Here is a 24589-nt window from a genome sequence, read left to right as displayed (position 1 = left end):
CACGCGGCGCCACCCGAGCCCGCGCACCCTCCTCTGCGGAGGGCCCGCGCTCCGCTCTCGGGGCGGAAACACACACCTGGCACCGCCCCAGCCCTGGCAGCCTTGCCCAGTGAAGCCCCCCCATCCGCTCCCGGGCTAACCGATCGGCGGGCGTGCTTCGGCGCGTGCGGTGGCGGCGACGGAACCCCACCCGCTCGGCGCCGTCGGATCCCGATCCCCTGCCGCCATCCCTTCGAACCCGCCGATACCCGCGCCCCGGCTCGCTCCGTGCAAGTCTGGGCGGCGGCACGGGGAGGAGGCTTCCGAACGTGAACACAGATGTGCTGGTCATTGGCGCCGGCGTGGCCGGTCTGGCGGCGGCGGGCGAACTGGCGCGCGCCGGGGTGCGCGTGCGGGTCCTGGAGGCGCGGGATCGGATCGGCGGGCGGATTCACACGCTGCGGGACGCTTCGCTCGCAGTGCCTGTCGAGCTGGGGGCGGAATTCGTGCACGACCTGACGCCCGCGCTGCGGTCGGTCCTGGAGCGCGCGAGCATCGAGCTGATTCCGCTGGAGGGGGAGCAGTGGCGTGCGGATCATGGCCGGCTGACGCGGGATGAGCGCACGTTCTCGCGCGTCGCGGACATCATCGAGCGGATGGGACGCACGACGCCGCCGGATCGCAGCGTCGAGGAGGCACTGGCGCTGCTGTCCGATGTTTCCGACGACGACCGGCGCAGCGTGCTGCAGTACGTGCGCGGGTTTCACGCTGCGGATCCCGCGCGTGCAAGCATTGCCGCGATCGCCGATGCCGAATCGGATGGCGGTGGCGTCGCTGGCGATCAGTACCGGGTGCGCGGCGGGTACGCCGCGCTCGTGGAGGCGCTCGCAGTTGCGTTGCCTCCTGACGCGATCACACTTGGCGCGCGGGTCGCGCGGATCGCGTGGCGGGTCGGCGACGTCCGGGTGACTTCACTGAGCCCGCAGGGCGCGTCCCGCGCGGACAGCGCGTCGAGCGTTATTGTCACGGTGCCGCTCGGAGTGCTCACGTCTGCGGTGCCGGACATCGACTTCGAGCCGGACCCGCCGGTGCTGGACGAGACACTCGATGCCATCGCCATGGGTGCTGCACTGCGCGTGGTGCTGCTGTTCCGTGAGCGGTTCTGGACGGAGCTGTCCGACGGGCGCGGCCACTCCGCAGCCGATGCGTCGTTCTTCCATACGACGTCGGAGCGGCTGCCCGTCTGGTGGACGCAGCATCCTCGCGACGTCCCGCTTCTCGTCGGCTGGGCGGGCGGCCCGCCGGCGCTGGAGCTGTCTTCACTGGATGATGCGGCGCTGCGCACGGTCGCGCTGGATGTGCTCTCGACGCAGCTCGGGGTGGACCGCACTCGCCTGGACGGGCAGCTGGAGGGGTTCTGGCGCTCGCGCTGGGAAACGGATCCGTTCGCGCGCGGGGCGTACAGCTACATGCTGAACGGCGGGATGGGCGCGGGCGGCCTGATCACGCGCCCGGTCGCGGACACGCTCTTCTTTGCTGGCGAAGCGTGCGCCGGGGGTGCGGCGCGAGGAACCGTGCATGGCGCGCTTGCCAGCGGGTTGGCGGCAGCGGAGCAGGTGCTTTCCCGTGTCGCGCACTGAAGGCGCGGGCGGGCGGGGCAATCGCCCGGCCGCGCCGTCCTCGAAGACCCAACCCGAGGACACGATCGCGCAGCCGCCGGGCGCGCAGCGCGACCGCCGGGCCGCGCCGTCCTCGAAGATCCAACGCGCGGACACCGCCGCGCATCCGTCGAGCACGCCGCGCGGCGGCCCACGATCCGCCTCTGCCGCCACTGCGACACCGTTGCCTGGCGCAACACTGCACGCTGACGGCGTCGAGTTCCGCGTTCATGCGACGCGTGCGCGTCGCGTGGACGTCGTGCTCGACGATGCGCGTGTTCCGCTCGAGCGCGTCGATTCGACAACGTTTGCTGCGCGTGTTCCGGGCATCGGTGCCGGTGCACGCTACCGCTACAGCCTGGACGGCGGCGAGGCGTTGCCGGATCCGTGGTCGCGCTGGCAGCCGGACGGCCCGCATGGCGCGTCGTGCGTGGTGGATCCCTCCTTCGACTGGACCGACCAGCACTGGACCGGCGTCACCGCGGGTAAGCAGTACATCTACGAAATGCACATCGGGACGTTCACCGCGGAGCGGACATGGCGTGCGGCGACGGCGCAGCTCGAGCATCTCGCGCAGCTGGGCATCACGGTGATCGAGGTGATGCCGATCGCGGAGTTTTCGGGCGAGTTCGGCTGGGGCTATGACGGCGTGCTGCACTTCGCGCCGTACCACCCGTACGGCACGCCACACGACGTGCGTGCGTTCGTCGATCGCGCGCACGCGCTGGGCATGGCCGTGATCCTCGATGTCGTCTACAACCACTTCGGCCCCGACGGCAACTACATGTTGCACTACGTGCCGGAGTTCCTCTCAAAGCGTCATGTCACCGACTGGGGCGAGTGCCCGGACTTCGATGGTCCGGGGGCGCCGATCGCACGCGCATACGTGCTGCAGAATGTCGCGTACTGGATCAGCGCGTTCCACTTCGACGGCCTGCGGCTCGACGCGACGCAGGACGTCAAGGACACGAGCGAGCCGCACATCCTTGCCGAGATCGTGCGCACGGCGCGGGACGCAGCGGCGGGACGTCGCATACTGATCACGTCGGAGAACGAGCCGCAGGAGCCTCACATGCTGCGTCCACCCGGGGAGGGTGGCCACGGCATGGATGCGCTGTGGAACGACGACTTTCACCACAGCGCGCGCGTGGCCGCCACGGGGCGCAACGAGGCGTACTATGCGGACTACACCGGCAGCGCGCAGGAGCTGGTGTCGCTCGCGACGCGCGGCTGGCTGTTCCAAGGGCAGCGCTACGCGTGGCAGGACAAGCGTCGGGGCGCGTATGCCACCGACATCGGGCCGATGCGGCTGGTCGCATACCTGCAGAACCACGACCAGGTCGCGAACTCGCTGCGCGGCGAGCGACTGCATGCGATCGCGGATCCGGGTGTCGTACGTGCACTGACGGCGTTCCTGCTGCTCGGCCCGTCGCATGCCCTGCTCTTCCAGGGCCAGGAGTACGCGGCGGCCCAGCCCTACCTCTACATGGCTGATCATTCGGGTGAGCTGGGCAGCAACGTTGCAAAGGGCAGGGTGGAGTTCCTGCAGCAGTTCGAGAGTTTTGCCGCTGCCGGCGTCGCGCCTGCCGACCCCCGCGAGCGACAGACACTCGAGCGCAGCACGCTCGACATTTCCGAGCGCGACGACCCTGCGCATGCGCACTGGCTGGCGCTGCACCGCGATCTGATTGCGCTTGGCCGCTCCGAGCCGGCATTGCAGGACCGTATTCCCGCCGGCGCAGTGCTCGGCCCTCGCGCGTTCGCGTTGCGCTGGGACGGTGACGCTCCGCGCGACGCACGTCTGCTGCTCGTGAACCTGGGACGTCGCATCCGGCGTCGCTCCATTGCCGAGCCCCTGCTCGCGCCGCCGCCGGGTCATGCATGGTCCGTGCAGTGGTCCAGTGACGACGTCCGTTACGGCGGTCCGGGCACACCGCAGGTGGAGACCGCGCGTGGCTGGCAGCTGCCGGCGCATGCTGCCGTGCTTCTGCGGCCGAGTGCCGAAGCGTTGCGTGAGCGGAAGCAGTGAAGCGGCGCCGAACCTGCAACGACGCGCAGACGGGAACGTGGACGCTCGGCGTTTCGACGTCGTGAGCGGCACGAGTGGAAAGGCGGAGAGGGCGCGGCGCCGGGTCTCGCGCGCTGCCCGAACCGAAACAGTGCGGAAGGGGAACGAATGAGCTCGACGGTCGAGCGGATGCATCGCTGTCAGATACGGAGACCACTCACGCTGGAGCCGGGATCCGGGCCGGAACCGTTGCTGGAGCGCGAGTGGCTCGTTACGAACGGACTCGGAGGGTATGCGTCGACGACGATCGCGGGTGCGCTCACGCGTCGTTACCACGGCCTGCTCGTCGCTGCGCTGCCCGCGCCGCTCGGCCGCTCGGTGATGTTGAACCACCTGTGGGAAGAGCTGGAGCTCGAGGATCGAACGGTGATCCCGTTCGGCGCTACGGAATCGGCGAGTGCAACCGAGGTTCCGGCGTCCGACTACCTGGTCGCCTTCCGTCTCGAGGCGGGGCTGCCGATCTGGGATTTCGACATCCAGGGCTACCGCATCGAACGACGCGTGCTGATGCCCCACGGGCAGAACACGACCTGCATCGTGTACCGGCTGCTCGAGGGGCCGGGGAACGCCACACTGCGGCTGCATCCCTTTGCGCATTTCCGCGGACACGAGGATCCGGTGAGCGCCCCGCTGCTCGAGCCGCACACGATCCTGGCGGACGGTGATCACCGGTTCCGCCTGATCGGCGGCGGTCCGCATCCGCCGCTCCGACTCCTCTGCCGCGATGCACTGCTCGTGCAGGAGGAGCGACGCGTCAACGAGCTGCTCTACCGGGTGGAGGCGAACCGCGGCTTTCGTGACCATGGCGAGCTGTGGACACCCGGCTACTTCCGGGCGCCGATCGAGCCGGGCGGCGAGGTCATGCTGATCGCCTCGACGGAGCCGTACGAATCGGTACAGGACCTCCGGGCAGACGACGTGATCGAGGCCGAGCTGCAGCGGCGCGACCGGCTGATCCAGCTCGCGCAGGTTCCGCCCGACGACGCGATCGCCGGTCACCTCGTGCTTGCGGCGGACCAGTTCATCGTCAGGCCCGCGACGCGCGCCGGTGAGCTGGCGCGTGCGCACGCGGCGGGCGACGAGGCGCGCACGATCATCGCCGGCTACCACTGGTTCACGGACTGGGGCCGCGACACGATGATCTCGCTGGAAGGACTGACACTCTCGACGGGACGCCGGCGCGAGGCCGGTTACATCCTGCGCACGTTCGCGAGCCATGTCCGGGACGGGCTGATTCCCAACATGTTCCCGGACCACGCGACGGAAGGACTCTACCACACCGCCGATGCGACGATGTGGTTCTTCCACGCGATCGATCGCTACGTTCAGGCGAGCCGTGACCGCGACACGCTCGAGCGCCTGCTCCCGGTGCTGCGCGACATCGTGCAGCACCACATGCGCGGCACGCGCTTCGGCATAGGCGTGGACCCGGTGGACGGGCTGCTGCGGCAGGGCGAAGCGGGTTACCAGCTCACCTGGATGGACGCCAAGGTAGACGACTGGGTGGTGACGCCCAGGCGTGGCAAGGCGGTGGAGATCAATGCGCTGTGGTACAACGCCCAGCGGCTGCTGGAGGGGTGGGAGCGAGAAGCGGGCAACACCGACGCAGCGGATCGACTCGGCGCCGCGGCCGAGCGCACGCGCACATCGTTCAACGAACGGTTCTGGTTCGACGAGGGCGGCTACCTGTACGACGTCGTGGACGGCGAGAACGGCGACGACGCGGCGCTGCGGCCGAACCAGGTGTTCTCGATTTCCCTGCCGCATGCCGTGCTCGACGAGTCGCGCTGGACGCAGGTGCTCGACGTCGTATCACGCGAGCTGCTGACGCCCGTGGGGCTGCGCTCGCTCGCGCCGGGCTCACCGGGCTACGCCTCCCGCTACTGGGGCGACCTGCGCGCGCGCGATGCCGCGTACCACCAGGGAACCGTGTGGGGCTGGCTGATCGGCCCCTACATCAGTGCGTGGCGCCGCGTGCACCCCGAGCGCGCGTACGAAACGCGCGCGCTGCTCCGGGGATTGATCCAGCACCTGGATGACTTCGGTGTCGGCAGCATCGCGGAGATCTTCGACGCCGAGGAGCCGTACACGGGACGAGGTTGCGTGGCGCAGGCATGGAGCGTCGCGGAGGTGCTGCGCTGCTGGCGCCTGGGTGCGGAAGACGACCTTGCCGGAGGCAGGAGCGGCGCCTACCCTCCCGCATGACCGCCGCGGAATCGACGCAGGCGACGGAGCCGGCCCGGGCGACGATCCAGCGTGCCTTCACGCTCGTGGTCATCCTCGCGTTCATGCTGCTGCTGCGCGAGGGGCTCGGCCTGGTGGGCAGCCGGCCCGCGCCGATCCTCGCGACCCTCGCGCTCGGCTTCCTGCTCCTCAGCTCCTTCGTCGCCGGCCGCATCCTCAACGGCGTGGGGCTGCCCCGCATCACCGGCTACATCCTGCTCGGCCTCGTCGCGGGCCCGGGCGTGCTGGGGCTGGTCACCGAGCGCGACATCGCACAGCTCCGCCTGATCGATGACCTCGCGATCAGCCTGATCGCGCTGTCCGCGGGCGCCGAGCTGCGGCTGAGCGAGCTGCGCGAGCGGATGCGCGCGATCCTCTCGATCATGTCCTTCGAGATGGCCGCCGTATTCGTGGTCGTCGCGGGTACGGTCCTGCTGCTGCAGAGCGTGCTGCCGTTCACCGCCGGCCTGCCAGTCATCGAGGTCGGCGCGATCGCCCTGATCCTCGGAAGCATCGCCATCGCGAACTCTCCGTCGGTCGCGATCGCCGTGATCAACGACACGCGCTCGGCCGGTCCCGTCACGACGACGATCCTGAGCGTAACCGTGATCAAGGATGTCGTCGTGATCGTGCTGTTCGCGATCGCACTCTCGGTCGCGCGCACGCTCGTCGCCGAAGGCGTGGGCTTCGACACTGCGTTCTTCTTCGACATCGGCCGCGAGATCGGCGGCTCCATCGTCGCGGGCGCCATCATCGGCTGGCTGATCTCGGTCTACCTGCGCCGCGTCGGCACCAACATCGTGCTGTTCACGTTCGCCGTCGCGTTCATCAATGCGACGCTCGCACGCGAGCTCCACCTCGAGATCCTGCTCGTCTCGCTCACCGCGGGATTCTTCCTGGAGAACATCAGCCCCGTCGAGGCCGATCCCTTCGTCGACGGCGTGCACCGCAACTCGCTGCCGCTCTACGCCCTCTTCTTCGCCCTCGCCGGCGCCAGCATCCACATCGGCGAGCTGCGCGAACTGTGGATGTTCGCGCTGCTGTTCGTCGGGCTGCGCGCTGCGGCGATCTTCGGGGGAACGGTTGCGGGCGCCCGCATGGCCGGCGCCGAGCCGGAAGTGCAGCGCTATGCCTGGCTCGGCTTCATCTCGCAGGCCGGCGTCACACTCGGCATGGTCGTGATCGCGGGACGGGCCTTCCCGGAATGGGGCGCGGAGCTGCGCACGCTGTTCGTGTCGATGGTCGCGATCCACGAGCTGATCGGGCCGGTCGCCATGCAGTACGGGTTGCGGCGGGCTGGGGAGATGGGTCAGCGGTAGTTTTTTTCGTCCTCTGGAGGTTTTCACACGGAGGTCACGGAGGGGCACAGCGGACACAGAGGTGTTTCGGAGGTGCTCGTTTTCACGCAGAGCCGCAGAGGAGCAGAGGCGCAGAGGGCGCTCTCGTGGATCCGAACGTGCGACGCCGGCTTGCTTCATCTTCTTGAAGTGCACTCCACCCGGGTAGTGCACACGCAACGGAACCGCAAACCAAAAAAAGAGCGCTGCGCGAGGATCCGGACGCAGCACCTCTAAGTTAGACCCTGCGTCTCCGCTCCTCCGCGTCTCTGCGTGAAAAGGAGGAGCCCGCGTGAAAAGGAGCACCGCGACAAACCTCTGTGTCCGCGGTGCCCCTCAGTGACCTCTGTGTGAAGAAAAACGAGATCAGCTTCCCGGAAACACCACCACGCTCTCGTTGCCGTTTGGCGCCACGGCCGCCACACCGAACAGGTAGTTGTCGATCACCACGTTCTCGAGCGTGTGCTCGTTGACGTTGCCGACCCAGACCCAGTCGGTCCACTGCGGTTCGGTGGTCAGGCGCCAGTAGACCTTGTAGCCCGCGACGTTGGGTCCGGGGGACGCTTCCCACTCCAACGTCGTCGACGGCCGTACGGCGCCGCTGATGCGCACGTTCTGCGGTGGCGCGGGCGCCCAGGCGAGGGCCGCGAGGACGGCCGCATTGACGCCGGTCAGCTTCGCGGCATAATCGAAGTCGACCCACTCGATCACGTCGCCGTACTCCACGCCGTTCTCGGTGCGCAGGTCCTGGTGCTGCCGGTTGTAGTTCTCGTTGGTCTCCATGATGCGCACGCCCGGGAAGCCGCGATCGTTGAACGGGCGGTGGTGGCCGCCGCGACCGAACCGGTCGAGACGGTAGATCATCATGGCGTCGAGGTTGGTGAAGTACATCCCGGTGATGCGATCGACGTAGCGTGCGAGCTGTCGCGACGGCCCATCCACCTCGCCGCCGGTGAAGCGGCGGCGCTGGCGCGCGCGCTCCGTCTCCGTGACCGGCGTCGGCTCGGAGAAGACGCGGAAGCTGGTGTTGTCGATGACGCCATTGACGCCCTGGATGTTGCCGATCATGTCGTTGTTGAGGACGGCCTCGATGATCCAGCCCTCCTGCACGGCGACGTCGGCCATGTGCTGCCCGCCGAACAGACCCTGCTCTTCACCCGAGAGCCCGGCATAGACGATGGACTTGTCGAAGTCGTACTGCGAGAGGACGCGTGCGGCCTCGAGCACGCCGGCCATCCCGCTGGCGTTGTCGTTCGCGCCGGGGTTCTCCGAGGTCGCGTCCATCACGTCGGAGACGCGCGAATCGATGTCGCCGCTCATGATGACGTAGCGGTCCGGCATGGTCGCGCCGCGCTGGATGGCGACCACGCTGACGACCCAGGTGTCCTCCTTGATCCGGCTCTCCGGGTCCCCCTTTACGAGCATGCGCTGGTAGCCGACCTCGAGGCAGCCGCCGCACGCGGCGGAGATGCGGTCGAACTCCGCCTTGATCCAGCGGCGGGCCGCGCCGATGCCGCGTGTATCGGAGAGCGTGTCCGAGAGCGTGCTGCGGGTGCCGAACCCGACGAGCGTCCGGATGTCACGCTCGATCCGGTCCGCCTGCGGTGCTTCGGCGATGGCGCGGATGCGTGGATCGCGGGCGGGTGGTACGGTGGCGGACGTCGCCTGCGCGGAAAGGGGTGCGGGCAGTGCGAGTGCCAGCAGCAGCGTGGCGGTTCCCAGCCTGGCCACGTGGACCTCCTTGGTCGAAGAGAGACTCAGGCGCCGAGCGCCTGCCATGCGGCTTCGTCGGTTGCGCCGGGCAGCTTCCGCTGGCGAACCGCGTCCCAGAACGCTTCCGAGCGCTGCTCCACGCGCCGGGCGAAGTGGCCGGCGTGATAGACGAGGGCGATGCCCAGCACGGAATCGAGCACGACATTGGTCTGCTCGGTCAGCCGGGTGTCGCGCAGCGGCCTGTCGAAGCCGGCGCGCGTGTCGGTCCAGGTCTGCGGCCAGGAGAGGACGTCGATGTCCTCGGGTGCGGGGTGATCGAGGCCCGCCTTCTCGCGCTCCTCGTCGATCTTGAGGTAGGCGTCATAGAGGACGCCCTCGATCTTCTGGACGTATCGACGTACTCGTTCAGCGTAGAACTTGCGCTCGCGCATGCCGCCTCCGGCTGGTTGGCTGACGTGGGGCGGATAGGATACTGCGACGCGCTGCGGAGCGGAAGGACGGCTTTCGCGCCGCCTGCGCCCAGGCCTACTTTGCCCGCGCGACCCATCGCCATCTGCCGGAGGCTCTCTTCATGTCGAGACTGCTCACCGCCGCGCGAGCACGCGCGGCGACCGCATCCATCATCGCCCCTTTCATGCTGCTGCTGGCGCCCGCCGGACTGAGCGCGCAGCAGGACTCGGCGGACACGTCGAACGGGAAGTGGGACGTCGCGCGGAGCCTCGGCCCGACGCAGACGATCCGGTTCGAGACCGACGAGGCGACGTGGGTCAACGTCACGGTGAGCCCCGACGGCGGCACGATCGTCTTCGACGTGCTGGGTGACCTCTATGCCATGCCGATCACGGGTGGTGAGGCGCGCCGGATCACGTCTGGCCCCGCGTATGACATGCAGCCGCGCTACAGCCCGGACGGCAGCATGATCGCGTACATCAGCGACGCGGGCGGCGGCCACAACGTGTGGGTGATGGACGCGGACTTCACGAATCCGCGCCAGCTCACCGAGGAGCAGCAGCGCCTGGTCAACAGCCCCGCCTGGTCGCCGGACGGCCAGTACATCTACGTGCGCAAGCATTTCGTGCAGCAGCGCTCGCTGGGGGCGGGCGAGGTGTGGATGTACCACGTGAGCGGCGGCGACGGGCTGCAGGTCACCGAGCGCAACGGCTGGCAGAAGGATGCGGGTGAGCCGGCGATCTCGCCCGACGGCCGCTACCTGTATTACAGCAGGGACGTCACGCCGGGCCAGACGTTCGAGTACAACAAGGACCCGTACGGCACCATCTACGCGATCATCCGGCGCGACCTGCGGACCGGCGAGGAGGAGCGGTACGTGAACCGGCCGGGCGGCTCGATCACGCCGCTGCCGTCGCCGGACGGACGTCGCCTGGCGTTCATCCGCCGCGTCGATCTCGAGACCGTGCTGTTCCTGAAGGACGTCGAGACGGGGCGCGAGTGGCCGGTCTTCGACCGGCTCGACCGCGACATGCAGGAGGCCTGGTCGATCCACGGCGTCTACCCTCAGTACGCGTGGCTGCCGGACGACCGCACGATCGTGATCTGGGGCGAGGGCAAGCTCTGGCGTGTGGACACGGAGACGCAGCAGTTCGCGGAGATCCCGTATCGCGTGCAGGTCGAGCAGGTGGTGCACGAGCCGCTGCGGTTCCCGGTCGAGGTCGCGCCGGACGAGTTCCCGGTGCGCATGCTGCGCGACGTCACGACGTCACCCGACGGGCGCCACGTCGCCTACTCCGCACTCGGCCGCATCTACGTCAGGCAGATGCCCGACGGCGAGCCGAGGCGGCTCACGCGCGGCGATGCCACGGAATCCGCGCCCCGCTTCTCGCCCGACGGCCGCTCGATCGTATTCGCGAGCTGGGACGATACGGATGCCGGCCGCATCCGCGTCGCGCTCGTCGACGGTTCCAACCTGCGCGACGTGGTGACCACGCCAGGCCACTACACGCAGCCGTCGTTCTCGCCCGACGGCCGCTGGATCGTCTATCGCGCCGTCGGTGACGACGACATCCGCGGCCTCATGTATGCCGAGAGCCCAGGCGTCTTCGTCGTGAGCGCCGACGGCCGCGGCGAGCCGCGCAAGGTGACCGACAGCGGCAACGCGCCGATGTTCGATCACACGGGCGAGCGCATCTACCTGCGCGGCAGCCGTGACGGCAAGATGACGCTGTACTCGGTGGACCTGAACGGCGCCGACGAGGTCGTGCACTTCGAGTCGGAGAACGCGACGGACATCGTGCCGTCACCGGACGGCCAGTGGGTGGCATTCGCCGAGCGGTATCACGCCTACGTCGCTGCGTTCCCGCACACCGGCCGCACGATCACGCTCGGGCCGCGCGTGAGCGGCTACCCCGTCGCGCGCATCTCGCGCGACGCCGGCATGTACCTGCACTGGTCGGGCGACGGCAGCCGCGTGCACTGGACGCTGGGGCCGGAATACTTCACCCGCACGCTCGACCGCACGTTCGCGTTCCTCTCCGACGGCGGTGCAGAGCCTGCCGAGCCGGAAGCCGCCGGTGTGCAGATCGGCTTCACGACGTCGGCCGACACCCCGACCGGCACGGTCGCGCTGACCGGCGGCCGCATCATCACGATGGCGCCCGAGGGCGGCAGCACGCCCCGCGTGATCGAGAACGGCACGATCGTCGTGCGCGAGAACCGCATCGTCGCGGTGGGACCTGCCGCCAGCGTGCAGGTGCCCGGCGACGCCGAGCGCGTCGACGTCACCGGCCGCACGATCATCCCCGGCATCATCGACGTCCATGCGCACGTGGGAGGCGAGAGCGCCGGCATCCTCGCGCAGCAGAGCTGGCCGCTGCTGGCGAACCTGGCCTTCGGCGTGACCACCTCGCACGACCCGTCCAACAGCACGGAGACGGTCTTCACCAACAGCGAGATGATCCGTGCGGGGCTGAAGCTCGGGCCGCGACTGTACTCGACGGGCACGATCCTGTACGGCGCGGAGACGCCGTTCAAGGCGGTGGTCGAGAACTACGAGGATGCGCTCTCGCACCTGCGCCGCATGAAGGCGGTCGGCGCGATCAGCGTGAAGAGCTACAACCACCAGCGGCGCGACGCGCGGCAGATGATCGTGAAGGCGGGCCATGAGACCGGCATCATGGTCGTGCCGGAGGGCGGCTCGCTCTACTACTTCAACGTCTCGCACATCCTGGACGGCCACACCGGTGTCGAGCACTCGCTGCCGGTGCCCGTGCTGTACGATGACATCGTGACGCTGTTCGCCGAGAGCCAGGTCGGCTACACGCCGACCGCGATCGTCGGCTACGGCGGACTGTCTGGCGAGTACTACTTCTACCAGCACATGGACGTGTGGCGGCACGAATTGCTGAACCGCTTCACGCCGCGCGACGTGGTGCTGCCCCGCTCGCGGCGCCGGCTCATGGCCGCGGACGACGACTGGAATCACATCCGCATCATGCAGGGCGCGAAGGAGGTGTACGACGCCGGTGGCCTCGTGCAGCTGGGCGCGCACGGCCAGCTCCAGGGGCTGGGCGCCCACTGGGAGCTGTGGATGTTCGAGCAGGGCGGCATGAGCCCGATCGAGGCGCTGGACGTCGCTACACTGATGGGCGCCCGCTACCTGGGGATGGACCGCGACCTCGGCTCACTGGAGCCGGGCAAGCTCGCGGACCTCGTCGTGCTGGAGCGCAACCCGCTCGAGAACATCCGCAACACCGACAGCGTGCAGATGGTCATGGTCAACGGCCGTCTCTTCGATGCCGCCACCCTGCAGGAGCTGGCTGGCCGCGAGCGCTGGGCCGAGCGGCCGCCGCTGTACTTCGAGAACCCGTAGAGCCAGCCGAAGGGGCGGTCCGGCCTCCGCTGCCGGGCCGCCCTCACGCGCGTGCGCGCGTTGCACCATTTCACACCCTCCCCTCCGTAATCCATTCCCTGACGCGGCGGGGTCGCTTCCCCACGCAGGATTCCGCCGCGTCCCCATAACGACGCGTGTGCGGCCGGCCATAGCGTTGGCCTATGCACGAGCTGCCTGCCACACAGGGCATCCTGGCGACGGCGCTGGAGGCCGCGCGACAGGCGGGCGGCCGGCGCATTCTCGCGATCGACCTGGCGATCGGCGAACTGACGAGCATCGTCGACGATTCCGTGCAGTTCTACTTCGACGTGCTCAGCCGCGGCACCCTGGCGGAGAACGCCGTGCTGCGGACGCGCCGCGAGCCCGCGGTGCTGACCTGTGCAGGCTGCGGCCTGCAGCGCGACGTCGCGCCACCGCTCCCGTTCACATGCCCCGCCTGCGACGCGCTCACGCTCACCGTCCACGGCGGCCAGTCGTTCCACGTGGAGAGCATCGAGGTGGAAGATGCAGGTACCGGTGGTCCAGCAGATCCTGAAGGCGAACGACCAGGTCGCGCTGGAGAACGAGAAGACCTTCCGGGCGAACGGCGTGCGCGTGGTCAACGTCATGGCGTCGCCGGGGGCCGGCAAGACATCGCTGATCCTGCAGGTGCTGGAGCGGCTCCGCAGTCTGCCGGAGCAGCTCGGGGCGGGGGTGATCGAGGGTGACATCGCATCCAGCATCGATGCCGACCTGATCGCGGCGCACGGTGTGCCCGTCGTCCAGATCAACACGGGCGGCAACTGCCACCTGGACGCGCCGATGATCCGCTCCGCACTGGAGCACCTGCCGCTCGACTCGATCGACCTGCTGTTCATCGAGAACGTCGGCAACCTGATCTGTCCGGCGAACTACCGGCTCGGCGCCGACCTGAACCTGGTGATCGCGAGCGTGCCGGAGGGTCACGACAAGCCGTACAAGTATCCGGGCATGTTCGCGAGCGCCGACCTCGTCGTGCTGAACAAGTACGACCTCGCCGACGTCTTCGAGTTCGACGATGCCGCGTTCGAGCGCGGCGTCCGCATGGTCAACCCGACCGCTCCCATCCACCGCGTCTCGGCACGTACAGGAGACGGCGTGCAGGCATGGCTGTCCGAACTGCTGCAGCAGCTCGCCCTGCAGCCCGCGTGAGCGGGGCACCCGCGCGCCTGCGCATCCGCGTGCGTGGTGCGGTGCAGGGCGTCGGCTTCCGCCCCTTCGTGTACCGGCTCGCGCACTCGCTCGGCGTTGCGGGCTGGGTCTCTAACGACACGGGCGGCGTGATCATCGAGGCGGAAGCCGCGCCATCGGTGCTGCGCGCGTTCCTGGCCGCTCTCGCGCAGCAGGCGCCGCCGCAGGCAAGGGTCCAGGCCGTGGACGAGCGACCGATCGCCGCACTGGGTGCTGCCGGCTTCTCGATTCTGCCGAGCCAGACCACTGGCCTGCTCGAAACGGTCATGCTGCCCGACCTGGCGACGTGTGGCGAGTGCCTCGCGGAGGTGCTCGATCCTGCGGACCGCCGATCCGGCTACGCGTTCACCAACTGCACCAGCTGCGGCCCGCGCTTCACGATCATACAGGCGCTGCCCTACGATCGGCCGAACACGACCATGAGCGGCTTCCGCATGTGCGGCACGTGCGACGCCGAGTACCACGAGCCGCTCGATCGTCGCTTCCACGCGCAGCCGAACGCGTGCCCCTCGTGCGGGCCGCACCTGGCGCTGCACGATGCCGCCGGTGACGTCCTCGATGCCGGCGACGACGGCGCGATCATCCGGCGTGCGGTCGCCGAGCTCGAGGCCGGCCGCATCCTGGCAATCAAGGGGCTGGGCGGCTTTCATCTCATGGTGGACGCCACCAGCGAGCCTGCGGTGCGGCGGCTGCGGGAGCGCAAGCACCGGCCGGTGCGGCCGTTCGCACTGATGGTGCGTGACGCGGACGCAGCGCGTGCTCTATGCACGGTCGGCGAGGAAGCGGCACTGCTGCTCCGCGGGCCCGCCGCACCGATCGTGCTGCTGGACAGGCGCGAGGATGCATGCGCGGCTGCAGCGGTGGCGCCCGGCCAGCAGCGGCTGGGCGTGATGCTGCCCGCAATGCCGCTGCAGCACCTGTTGCTCGCAGCGTTCCGGCGTCCTGTCGTCGCGACCAGCGGCAACCTGAGCGACGAGCCGATCTGCATCAGCAGCGAAGAGGCGTTCGATCGCCTGCGGGACGTTGCCGACCTGTTCCTCACGCACGACCGTCCGATTGCCCGCCACGTGGACGACAGTGTCGCCTTCTTTGCTGCCGGCGCACCGCGCCTGCTGCGACGCGCACGCGGCTATGCGCCGCTGCCCGTCACGCTGCGGCGGCCCGTGCCCGACCTGCTGGCGGTCGGCGCCCAGCTCAAGAACACGATCGCACTCGCACGCGGCCGCGACGTCTTCCTGAGCCAGCACATCGGGGACCTGGAGGCCGTGCCCGCGCAGCGCGCCTTCGAGCGGGTGATCTCGGATTTCCTGCGGATGTACCAGGGCCGCCCGGTCGCGATCGCGCACGACCTGCATCCGGACTACGCGGCGACACAGTGGGCAGCGCGCTTTGCAGCAGAGTCCGGTGTCCCGCTGATAAGTGTGCAGCACCATCATGCGCACCACGCCGCGTGCCTGGCGGAGAACCGCCGGGAGGGCCCGGCACTGGGCGTCGTGTGGGACGGCACGGGCCTCGGCACGGATCGCACGATCTGGGGAGGCGAGTTCCTGCTCGGCGACGCTGCCGGCGTCACGCGCGTGGCACACCTGCGCACGTTCCGGCTGCCGGGGGGCGATGCGGCGATCCAGGAGCCGCGCCGGTCCACGCTCGCGCTGCTGCACGAGCGGTTCGGTGCGGATGCATTGCGTTCCCGCAGTCTCCTCGCGCTCGAGAGCATCGATGAGAACCGGCGCGATCTGCTGCTGCGCATGCTCGAGCGCAACTTCCACACGCCAGTGACGAGCAGTGCCGGTCGCCTGCTCGATGGGCTTGCAGTACTGCTCGGCCTTTCACCGGTCGCCACGTACGAGGGCCAGGCGGCAATCGAGCTGGAGGCGCTGGCCGCCGGCACGGAGAACGCCCGGTATCCGCTGGCATTGCAGAGCGAGGACGGCGCGCTCGTGCTCGACTGGCGGCCCCTGCTCGATGCAGTACTCGCCGACCTGGTGCGTGGCATCGATCGCACCCGTATCGCCGCCCGCATCCACAACGGCCTCGCCGCCGGCATCGCGCAGGTGTGCGCGCGCGCTGACGTCGAGACCGTTGCACTGTCCGGCGGCTGCTTCCAGAACCGGCTGCTGCTGGAGCGGACGGTCTCGCTGCTGCGCACGCAGGGGCACGAGGTGCTGCTGCATGCGCAGGTACCCCCCAATGACGGCGGCATTGCGCTCGGCCAGATCGCGGTCGCAGCCGCCCGGCTCGCGCAACAGGAGGTGTAACGTGTGCCTCGGCGTTCCCGGCAGGATCATCAGCATCGACGAGAGCCCGGTCGGCATGGCCATGGCGCGGGTCAGCTTCGCGGGCATCGTGAAGGAGGTCTGCCTCGCATACACACCGGAGGCGAGCGTCGGCGATTTCGTCGTCGTGCACGTCGGCTTCGCGATCTCGATCATCGACGAGGAGGAGGCCACGCGCGTCTTTGCGTACCTGGAGTCGATGGACGAGCTCGGTGAGCTCGCGATACCCCAGCCGGAGGCGGCATCATGAAATACGTCGACGAGTACCGCGATGCGGCCGACGCGCAGAAGATGCTCGCCGCGATCCACCAGCGCGTCACACGCGAGTGGACGCTCATGGAGGTGTGCGGCGGACAGACGCACACGCTGATCAAGTTCGGCATCGACCGCATGCTGCCGGAGCAGGTGCACATCGTGCACGGCCCGGGCTGCCCGGTGTGTGTCACGCCGCTCGAGATGATCGACCGCGCGATCGCGATCGCGCGCATGCCGGGCGTCATCTTCACGTCGTTCGGAGACATGCTGCGCGTGCCGGGCAGCGAGACGGACCTGCTCAGCGTCAAGGCCGCGGGTGGCGACGTCCGCATCGTGTACTCGCCGCTCGATGCCGTGCGCATCGCGCAGCAGAACCCCGGGCGCGAGGTGGTGTTCTTCGCCGTGGGGTTCGAGACGACAGCGCCCGCGAATGCCATGGCCGTGTGGGAAGCCGCGCACCGCGGTGTCCACAACTTCAGCATGCTGGTCTCGCACGTGCTCGTGCCGCCCGCCATGGAGGCAATCCTCGGTGCCGCGACCAACCGCGTGCAGGGGTTCCTCGCCGCGGGGCACGTCTGCGCGATCATGGGCTACCACGAGTATGAGCCGATCGCGCAGAAGTACCAGGTGCCCATGGTCGTCACGGGGTTCGAGCCGCTCGACCTGCTGCACGGCACGCTGATGCTCATCGACATGCTGGAGGACGGGCGCATCGGCGTGGAGAACCAGTACGTGCGCGCCGTGCGCCGCGAGGGCAACACGCTCGCGCAGCAGATCGTCACGCAGGTGTTCATGGCGGGCGAGCGGAAGTGGCGCGGCATCGGCGAGATCCCCGCGAGCGGGCTGTCGCTGCGCCCCGAGTTCGCCGCACACGACGCCGAGCTGCGCTTCCAGGTCGGCGCGATCACCGCCGATGAGCCTGCGGAGTGCATCTCCGGCGCGATCATGCAGGGCCACCACAAGCCGCACGAGTGCCCCGCCTTTGGCAGGCGCTGCACACCGGAGCACCCGCTCGGCGCACCGATGGTCTCCTCCGAGGGTGCCTGCGCCGCGTACTACAACTACGGGAGGGTGCTCGTATGAGCGTGGAGACGATGCAGCTCGAGTGCCCGCTGCCGATCGTCGATTACCCGAACGTCGTGCTCGCGCACGGCGGCGGCGGCAGGCTGTCGCGCACACTGGTCGAGAAGATCTTCCTGGGCGCGTACCCGAACGACGTACTCGCCGCGCTGCACGACGGCGCCGTGCTCGACGTGCACGGCGGCCGCGTCGCCTTCTCGACCGATTCCTACGTGATCGATCCGCCCTTCTTCCCGGGCGGCGACATCGGGTCGCTGGCGGTGCACGGCACGATCAACGACCTGGCCATGTGCGGTGCGCGGCCACTGGCGCTGTCCGCCGGGTTCATCCTGGAGGAGGGGTTCCCGATGGCGGACCTGTGGCGCATCGCACTGTCCATGCGCAACGCCGCGGCGGCCGCGAGCACGCCGATCGTCACGGGTGACACCAAGGTCGTCGACCGCGGCAAGGGCGACGGCATCTTCATCAACACGACGGGTGTCGGCATCGTGCCGGCCGGCATCGAGCTCGCGCCGCGCCGCGCCCGGCCGGGCGACGCCGTGCTCGTGAGCGGCTCGATCGCCACCCACGGCATCGCCATCATGTCGATCCGCGAAGGCCTCGAATTCGAGACCGCGCTGGCGACCGACTCTGCGGCGCTGCACGGCATGGTCGCCGCCCTGCTCGATGCGATCGGCACCGATGTGCACGTCCTGCGCGATCCGACGCGTGGCGGCGTCGCATCCGCGCTGTGCGAGATCGCGGACTCGGCCCGCGTCGGGATCCGCATCGACGAGGCTGCGATCCCGGTGCTCGACGAGGTGCGTGGCGCATGCGAGATCCTCGGCTTCGATCCGCTGTACGTCGCCAATGAGGGCAAGCTGATCGCCTTTGTGGCAGCGGATCGTGCCGAGCAGGCACTCGACGCGCTGCGCGCGCATCCGCTCGGCAGGGACGCCGCGCGCATCGGAACGGTGACGGACGAACACCCGGGTCATGTGCTCCAGCGCAGCCGCATCGGCGGGCTGCGCGCGATCGAGATGCTGAGCGGCGAGCAGCTGCCCCGCATCTGCTGACGACGGCGGGCGCGCAGCCGTCGTATCCTCCGCATCGCTCCGCGGCTCCCGCCCCCGCGTGCCGGCGCCCTGCACGCAGCGTCGGCACGCGGCACCACGTCGCAGTTCTGCCCATTTCCGGCAGATGCGGCAGCCGCACCCTGCCTGGCTGGGGGCCTGCCCTACGCAGGTTCCGCCACTGCCCTACACCCGCGCACAGCACCGCACCCTAGGAATAGGACCATCGGCGGTACTCCCCCCTCTGCCGGCGACGTGCGATTCATCGCTGTCGCAGACCTCGAACGAGTGTTCGTCCTCCTGCGCAGCGGCCACAGGCTCCCGCCTGACGGCGACGGTTACAGGAGGTCGCATGGTTCCGGAGATGCTGCTGCGGAAGTCCGCGGCCACGGTGGTCGACCGCCGTGACTTTCTCAAGGTGTGTTCGCTCGCCGCGGCGGCGGTGGGGCTGCCATCGCAGGTGGCGGCGAGCTTCGCGCAGGAGGCGCAGGCGGGTCGCAAGCCGTCGGTCATCTGGCTGCACTTCCAGGAGTGCACGGGGTGTACGGAGTCGCTGCTGCGCGCGAGCCACCCCGACATCGCCGACGTCATCTTCGACTTCGTGTCCCTCGACTACCACGAAACCCTGTTCGTCGCCGCAGGCCACCAGGCCGAGGCCGCGCGCCGCCAGGCCATGGCGGACAATGCCGGCAAGTACGTGCTCGTGGTCGAAGGCGCGATCCCGACGAAGGACAACGGCATCTACTGCATGATCGGTGGCCAGACGGCCGTGGACATGCTGGAGGAGACTGCCGCGCAGGCCGGCGCGATCATCGCCATCGGCAGCTGTGCATCCTGGGGCGGCATCCCGTCGTCCGGTCCCAACCCGACCGGCGCGCAGGGCGCACCGCAGGTGCTGGCCGGGAAGACCGTGGTCACGATCCCGGGCTGCCCGCCCAACCCGTACAACTTCCTTGGCGTGGTGCTGCAGTACGCGACACTCGGGTCGCTGCCGGCACTCGATGACAAGGGCCGCCCGCTGTTCGCGTACGGCCGCACGATCCACGAGCACTGCCCGCGCCGGCCGCACTTCGATGCGGGCCGTTTCGCGAAGAAGTTCGGTGACGAGGGGCACCGCCAGGGCTGGTGCCTCTACGAGCTCGGCTGCAAGGGGCCGCAGACCTTCGCGAACTGCTCGACCCAGGCGTTCTGTGACGTGCCGGACGCATGGCCGATCGGCATCGGCCACCCGTGCTTCGGATGCACGGAGCAGGACATCGCCTTCAAGGTCCCGCTGCACGCCACCATCGGCATTCCCTTCACGACACCGGGAGCCGGGCATGCGCCCATATCGGCACCTGCCGGGAATGTCGGCGCGATCGCTACCGGCGTTGCCGGACTGGTCGTTGGCGGTCTCGTCGGGGCCGGTGTGCGCGCCGCGAAGAAGATGGAAACGGAGACGCAGCCCGAGCCCGGGAGCAACGCATGAGTCAGCGAATCGTGGTCGACCCCGTGACCCGCATCGAGGGTCACCTGCGCGTCGACGTGGAGGTCGATGGTGGCGCGGTGCGCAATGCGTGGTCCTCGGGGACGATGTGGCGCGGCATCGAGCTGATCCTCGAGGGGCGCGATCCGCGTGAGGCCTGGCTGTTCACGCAGCGCATCTGCGGCGTGTGCACCACCGTGCACGCGATCGCATCGGTGCGCGCTGTGGAGAACGCGCTGAATCTGGAAGTGCCGAAGAATGCGCAGTACATCCGCAACCTGATCCTGATCGCGCACGCGCTGCACGATCACATCGTGCACTTCTATCACCTCTCGGCGCTGGACTGGGTGGATGTCACGTCTGCGTTGAAGGCCGACCCGCGAGAGGCCGCACGCATCGCGGACAGCATTTCGGAGTGGCCGCACAACCACTGGCGCGAGCTGTCCGCCGTGCGCGACAAGGTGCAGTCGGTCGTCGACAGCGGTCAGCTCGGCATCTTCACCAACGGCTACTGGGGGCACCCGGCGATGCGGCTGTCGCCGGAGGTGAACCTGCTGGCCACAGCGCACTACCTGCAGGCGCTCGAGTACCAGCGCAAGGCGAACCAGGTCGTCGCGATCCTGGGCAGCAAGACGCCGAACATCCAGAACCTGGCCGTGGGCGGTGTCGCGAACGCGATCAACCTGGACAACCAGGCGACGCTGAACATGACGAAGCTCGCGCAGGTGCAGAGCCTGCTCGGCGAGGTCTCGCAGTTCGTGCACCAGGTGTATCTGCTGGACGTGATCGCGGTCGGCGCGATGTACCCGGAGTGGCTCGGCCACGGTGCCGGCGTCACCAACTACCTCGCCGTGCCCGACCTGCCGCTCGACACGGCCGGCACGGAGTTCGACCTGCCCGGCGGCACGATCATGAACCGGGACCTCGGCACGTACCGGCCAATCACCCGGTTCGACGATGCCTACTTCCGCGATGGTGTCACCGAGTCCATCGCGCATGCGTGGTACGATGGCGACTGGACGCGGCATCCCTACGAGGAGGATACGGTCCCGAACTACACCGGCTTCCAGGACGACGGCAGGTACTCGTGGGTGAAGGCGCCGCGCTTCAACGGCGAACCCATGCAGGTCGGACCGCTGGCGCACGTGCTCGTCGGCTACGCGGCGGGTGATCCGCGCTTCCGTCAGTACGTGGACCTCGCACTTGCAACTGCGTCATCGATCGCGGGCACGGAGGTCGGTATCGGTGCACTGCACTCGACGCTGGGGCGCCATCTCGCGCGCGCGATCCGCGCCAGTGTGCTGGCTGACCTCGGCCCGAAGCACTGGCAATTGCTGCTCGACAACATCGGGTCGGGCGACACCGCGACGTTCAACGAGCCGGTCTTCCCGAAGGGCGAGGTGCGCGGCTTCGGCTTCCACGAGGCGCCGCGCGGCACGCTGTCCCACTGGGTCGTGATCGACGACGGCGCGATCAGGAACTACCAGGCCGTCGTGCCCTCCACATGGAACGCGGGCCCGCGTGACGAGCGCAACCGGCTCGGCCCCTACGAGGCGTCGCTGATCGCGAATCCGGTGGCCGACCCCGAGCGGCCGCTCGAGGTGATCCGCACGATCCATTCGTTCGACCCGTGCATCGCCTGTGCGATCCACACGCAGGACGTCGAGGGCAACGAGGTCTCGCGCGTGAAGGTGCTCGGCTCATGAGACCGGCACCGGCCTGCGGCGTTCTCGGCCTCGGCAACGTGCTCATGCATGATGACGGCTTCGGCCCGTACGCGGCCCGCTGCTTCAGCGCCGCGTACGAGCTGCACCCGGATGTCGCCGTAACGGACGTCGGCACACCGGGGCTGGACCTCTCACCATACCTCATGGTCTACGAGGCCGTCATCGTGCTGGACACGGTCCGGCTCGACGCGCCGCCCGGCAGCATCCGGATTTATCGGAAGGCGGACCTGGTGCGGCAGCCGCCGAAGGAGCGGCTGAGCCCGCACGATCCCGGGCTCGGCGCGACGCTCATGCTGCTCGAGCTGCAGGGCAGCGCGCCGCAGGACGTGGTTCTCGTCGGCGTCGTCCCGGAGACGGTGGATACGCACCTCGGTCTGAGCGACGCCGTACTCCGCAGCGTACCGGACGCGCTGGCCGCAGTTGCAGAGGAGCTGGCGCGGCTCGGCCGGCCGGTCCGGCAACGGTCGGAGCCCGAAGCGCCGGACCTCTGGTGGCTGCGCATGGAAACACTGTCTCATCCAGCACTGTCACCCCCGATCGCGGGGAGGTGAGCATGTCGTTGTCCCGTCGTTCCGCGCTCAAGACGCTGGCCGCCGCGGGGGCGGCAGTTGCCTCGACAGTCGCGCCCGCACACGCGCGCGAGCCGAAACAGGCGCCTGCCGACGCCGTCGGCCTGCTCTACGATGCGACGCTGTGCGTCGGCTGCAAGGCATGCATGGTCGCCTGTCGTGAGGCGAACGGTCTGAAGCCGGAGGATCCGGAGAGCCGCTGGGACTCGCCCGACTCGCTCTCCGGCAACACCAAGAACATCATCAAGTACTACAGCGACGGCGAGCAGTCCTCGTTCATGAAGATGCAGTGCATGCACTGCGTCGATCCGGGGTGCGTGTCGGCGTGCATGCTGGGCGCGTTCCAGAAGCGGGAGCACGGCATCGTCACGTGGGACGGCAGCAAGTGCGTCGGCTGCCGGTATTGCCAGATCGGCTGCCCGTACGGCGTGCCGCAGTTCGAGTGGAACGCGGCCCTGCCGAAGATCGTGAAATGCGAGCTGTGCGCGCACCGGATCGCCGAGGGCGGCATTCCGGCGTGCGTGGAGGTCTGCCCGCGCCAGGCCGTGATCTACGGCACGCGCGAGGAGCTGCTCGCCGAGGCGCATCGGCGGCTCGAGGCAGAGCCGGAGCGCTACGAGGCGAAGGTGTACGGCGAGTTCGACGGCGGCGGCACGCAGGTGCTCTACCTGGCGCCACGGGGCGTTCAGTTTGCCAGTCTCGGCCTGCCCGATCTCGGCACACGCTCCGTGCCAAGCCTGCCGGAAACGATTCAGCACGCTGTCTACAAGGGATTCATCGCGCCGATCGCGCTGTACGGTGTGCTCGCCGTTTCGGTGTGGCGCAATCGCCGGCAGCCGCCCGCGGACGACGCCGCCGCAGAGAACCGGGAGGCATGAGCATGGCACACGCAGCGGCTGCGCCCGTCGGCGGGCGCCTGATGACACCCTCGTACCTGGTCCTGCTCGGCCTCGTCGGCATTGCCGCGGCGATCCTCGCCTGGCGATTCCTGTTCGGGATCGGCTCGGTCACCGCGCTGTCGGACGCGTATCCCTGGGGGATCTGGATCGCGTTCGACGTCGTGACCGGCACAGCGATCGCCTGCGGTGGCTATGCAGTCGCGATCCTCGTCTACGCACTCAACCGCGGGCAGTACCACCCGCTCGTGCGGTCGGCGATCCTGACCAGCGCGCTCGGCTACACGATCGCGGGGCTGAGCGTGGTGATCGACCTCGGCCGCTACTGGAACCTCTACGGCCTCGCTGCCGTGTGGAGCTGGAACCTCAACTCGATCCTGCTCGAGGTCGCGCTCTGCATCACGCTCTACGTGTTCGTCGGATGGATCGAGCTGGCACCCGCGTTCCTCGAGGGCGGACGCGCGGCCCGCAATCCCGGACTGCGCCGTTTCTCCGAGCGCTGGCTGCCACGCATGGAGCGCGCACTGCCGTTCATCATCGCGCTCGGCATCCTGCTGCCGACGATGCACCAGTCGTCGCTCGGCTCGCTGATGCTGCTCGCGGGACCGAAGGTGCACGCGCTCTGGAGCACACCACTGCTGCCCCTGCTCTTCCTGATCACCTGCATCGCGATGGGCTATGGCGGCGTGGTGCTCGAGTCGTCGGTCTCGAGCCGGGCGTTCGGCCGCCCGTCCGAGTACCGGCTGCTGGCCCCATTGGGACGCATTGCCGCCGGATTGATGGGCCTGTTCCTCGTGCTGCGCGTCGGCGACCTCGCATTGCGCGGCCAGCTCGGCCTGCTGCTCGCGTTCGACCGCTTCACGTTCTGGTTCACCGTCGAGATGCTGCTCGCCGTCGCCAGCATCGGTGTGCTGCTGCAGCCGAACATCGCGCGCAGCAACCTGTTCCGCGGCGGCATGCTGATCCTGCTCGCGGGAACTCTCTACCGCTTCTCGGTCTTTCTGATCGCGTACCAGCCGGCTCCGGGCGCGGTGTACTTCCCGTCCGTCGGGGAGATCATGGTCACGGTGGGACTCGTCGCGGCCGAGATCGCGGCCTACATCTTCATCGTCCGGCGCTTCCCGATCCTGGCCGCACTGCCGCCGAAGCCGGCGCAGAAGGTCGCACGGCAGGAGACGCCGGTCGCGCACGCAACGGGATGAAGCGGGGACGTGCCGCCCGCACGCGCCGGATGA

General features: G+C 69.0%; 17 protein-coding genes. 15 read left to right on the top strand and 2 right to left on the bottom strand.

Going from position 1 to position 24589, the window contains the following annotated elements; all coding sequences use genetic code 11:
- Positions 1–308: 308 nt before the first annotated feature.
- The 4 genes from VFU06_11765 (at position 309) to VFU06_11750 (ending at position 7247) form a co-directional block, all read left to right on the top strand.
- Entirely contained in the window at positions 309–1619 is a 1311-nt protein-coding gene (locus VFU06_11765) for an NAD(P)/FAD-dependent oxidoreductase (protein HEU5210059.1), read from the top strand.
- Positions 1606–3666 (top strand): malto-oligosyltrehalose trehalohydrolase, encoded by a 2061-nt coding sequence (gene treZ, locus VFU06_11760; GenBank protein ID HEU5210058.1) that lies wholly within the window; start codon positions 1606–1608, stop codon positions 3664–3666. Before VFU06_11765 ends, treZ begins: the two co-directional genes overlap by 14 nt.
- Before the next feature lie 147 nt (positions 3667–3813).
- Entirely contained in the window at positions 3814–5910 is a 2097-nt protein-coding gene (locus VFU06_11755; GenBank protein ID HEU5210057.1) for an amylo-alpha-1,6-glucosidase, read from the top strand.
- Positions 5907–7247: a cation:proton antiporter gene (locus tag VFU06_11750; protein ID HEU5210056.1), complete on the top strand. Its 1341-nt coding sequence runs from the start codon at positions 5907–5909 to the stop codon at positions 7245–7247. The genes VFU06_11755 and VFU06_11750 overlap by 4 nt, the downstream gene beginning before the upstream one ends.
- Positions 7248–7631: 384 nt before the next feature.
- On the opposite strand, the gene VFU06_11745 is transcribed toward VFU06_11750, so the two are convergent.
- Positions 7632–8996, bottom strand: coding sequence for a M28 family peptidase (locus VFU06_11745; GenBank protein ID HEU5210055.1), 1365 nt, complete (start codon positions 8994–8996; stop codon positions 7632–7634).
- A 26-nt stretch (positions 8997–9022) separates the two neighbouring features.
- Positions 9023–9409, bottom strand: coding sequence for a hypothetical protein (locus VFU06_11740; GenBank protein ID HEU5210054.1), 387 nt, complete (start codon positions 9407–9409; stop codon positions 9023–9025).
- A gap of 140 nt (positions 9410–9549) precedes the next feature.
- Between VFU06_11740 and VFU06_11735 the strand changes: the two genes are divergently transcribed.
- The 11 genes from VFU06_11735 (at position 9550) to hybB (ending at position 24556) form a co-directional block, all read left to right on the top strand.
- Positions 9550–12804, top strand: a complete 3255-nt coding sequence (locus VFU06_11735; protein HEU5210053.1) for an amidohydrolase family protein — start codon at positions 9550–9552, stop codon at positions 12802–12804.
- A gap of 525 nt (positions 12805–13329) precedes the next feature.
- Positions 13330–13995 (top strand): hydrogenase nickel incorporation protein HypB, encoded by a 666-nt coding sequence (gene hypB, locus VFU06_11730; GenBank protein ID HEU5210052.1) that lies wholly within the window; start codon positions 13330–13332, stop codon positions 13993–13995.
- Complete coding sequence (hypF, locus tag VFU06_11725; GenBank protein ID HEU5210051.1) at positions 13992–16292, top strand: carbamoyltransferase HypF; 2301 nt, start codon at positions 13992–13994, stop codon at positions 16290–16292. The genes hypB and hypF overlap by 4 nt, the downstream gene beginning before the upstream one ends.
- A 1-nt stretch (position 16293) precedes the next feature.
- Positions 16294–16560 carry a HypC/HybG/HupF family hydrogenase formation chaperone gene (locus VFU06_11720; GenBank protein ID HEU5210050.1) on the top strand — a complete coding sequence of 89 codons (267 nt, stop codon included), beginning with the start codon at positions 16294–16296 and terminating at the stop codon, positions 16558–16560.
- On the top strand, positions 16557–17648 hold the full coding sequence (hypD, locus tag VFU06_11715) for a hydrogenase formation protein HypD (protein ID HEU5210049.1): 1092 nt from the start codon (positions 16557–16559) through the stop codon (positions 17646–17648). Before VFU06_11720 ends, hypD begins: the two co-directional genes overlap by 4 nt.
- The gene (hypE, locus tag VFU06_11710; GenBank protein HEU5210048.1) at positions 17645–18700 is read left to right on the top strand and encodes a hydrogenase expression/formation protein HypE; all 1056 of its coding nucleotides are present in this window, start codon (positions 17645–17647) and stop codon (positions 18698–18700) included. The genes hypD and hypE overlap by 4 nt, the downstream gene beginning before the upstream one ends.
- Positions 18701–19049: 349 nt before the next feature.
- Complete coding sequence (locus VFU06_11705) at positions 19050–20165, top strand: hydrogenase small subunit (GenBank protein HEU5210047.1); 1116 nt, start codon at positions 19050–19052, stop codon at positions 20163–20165.
- Positions 20162–21868, top strand: a complete 1707-nt coding sequence (locus VFU06_11700) for a nickel-dependent hydrogenase large subunit (protein ID HEU5210046.1) — start codon at positions 20162–20164, stop codon at positions 21866–21868. Before VFU06_11705 ends, VFU06_11700 begins: the two co-directional genes overlap by 4 nt.
- Positions 21865–22440 (top strand): hydrogenase maturation protease, encoded by a 576-nt coding sequence (locus VFU06_11695; GenBank protein HEU5210045.1) that lies wholly within the window; start codon positions 21865–21867, stop codon positions 22438–22440. The genes VFU06_11700 and VFU06_11695 overlap by 4 nt, the downstream gene beginning before the upstream one ends.
- Before the next feature lie 2 nt (positions 22441–22442).
- Complete coding sequence (gene hybA / locus VFU06_11690) at positions 22443–23336, top strand: hydrogenase 2 operon protein HybA (GenBank protein HEU5210044.1); 894 nt, start codon at positions 22443–22445, stop codon at positions 23334–23336.
- 2 nt (positions 23337–23338) lie between these two features.
- Positions 23339–24556 (top strand): Ni/Fe-hydrogenase cytochrome b subunit, encoded by a 1218-nt coding sequence (gene hybB, locus VFU06_11685; protein ID HEU5210043.1) that lies wholly within the window; start codon positions 23339–23341, stop codon positions 24554–24556.
- The last annotated feature ends 33 nt before the right edge of the window (positions 24557–24589 follow it).

The sequence above is a fragment of the Longimicrobiales bacterium genome (assembly GCA_035764935.1).
Classification (GTDB): domain Bacteria; phylum Gemmatimonadota; class Gemmatimonadetes; order Longimicrobiales; family RSA9; genus DASTYK01.
The sequence above is the reverse complement of the archived record's forward strand: the minus strand, read 5'-3'. Positions and strand labels throughout refer to the sequence as shown.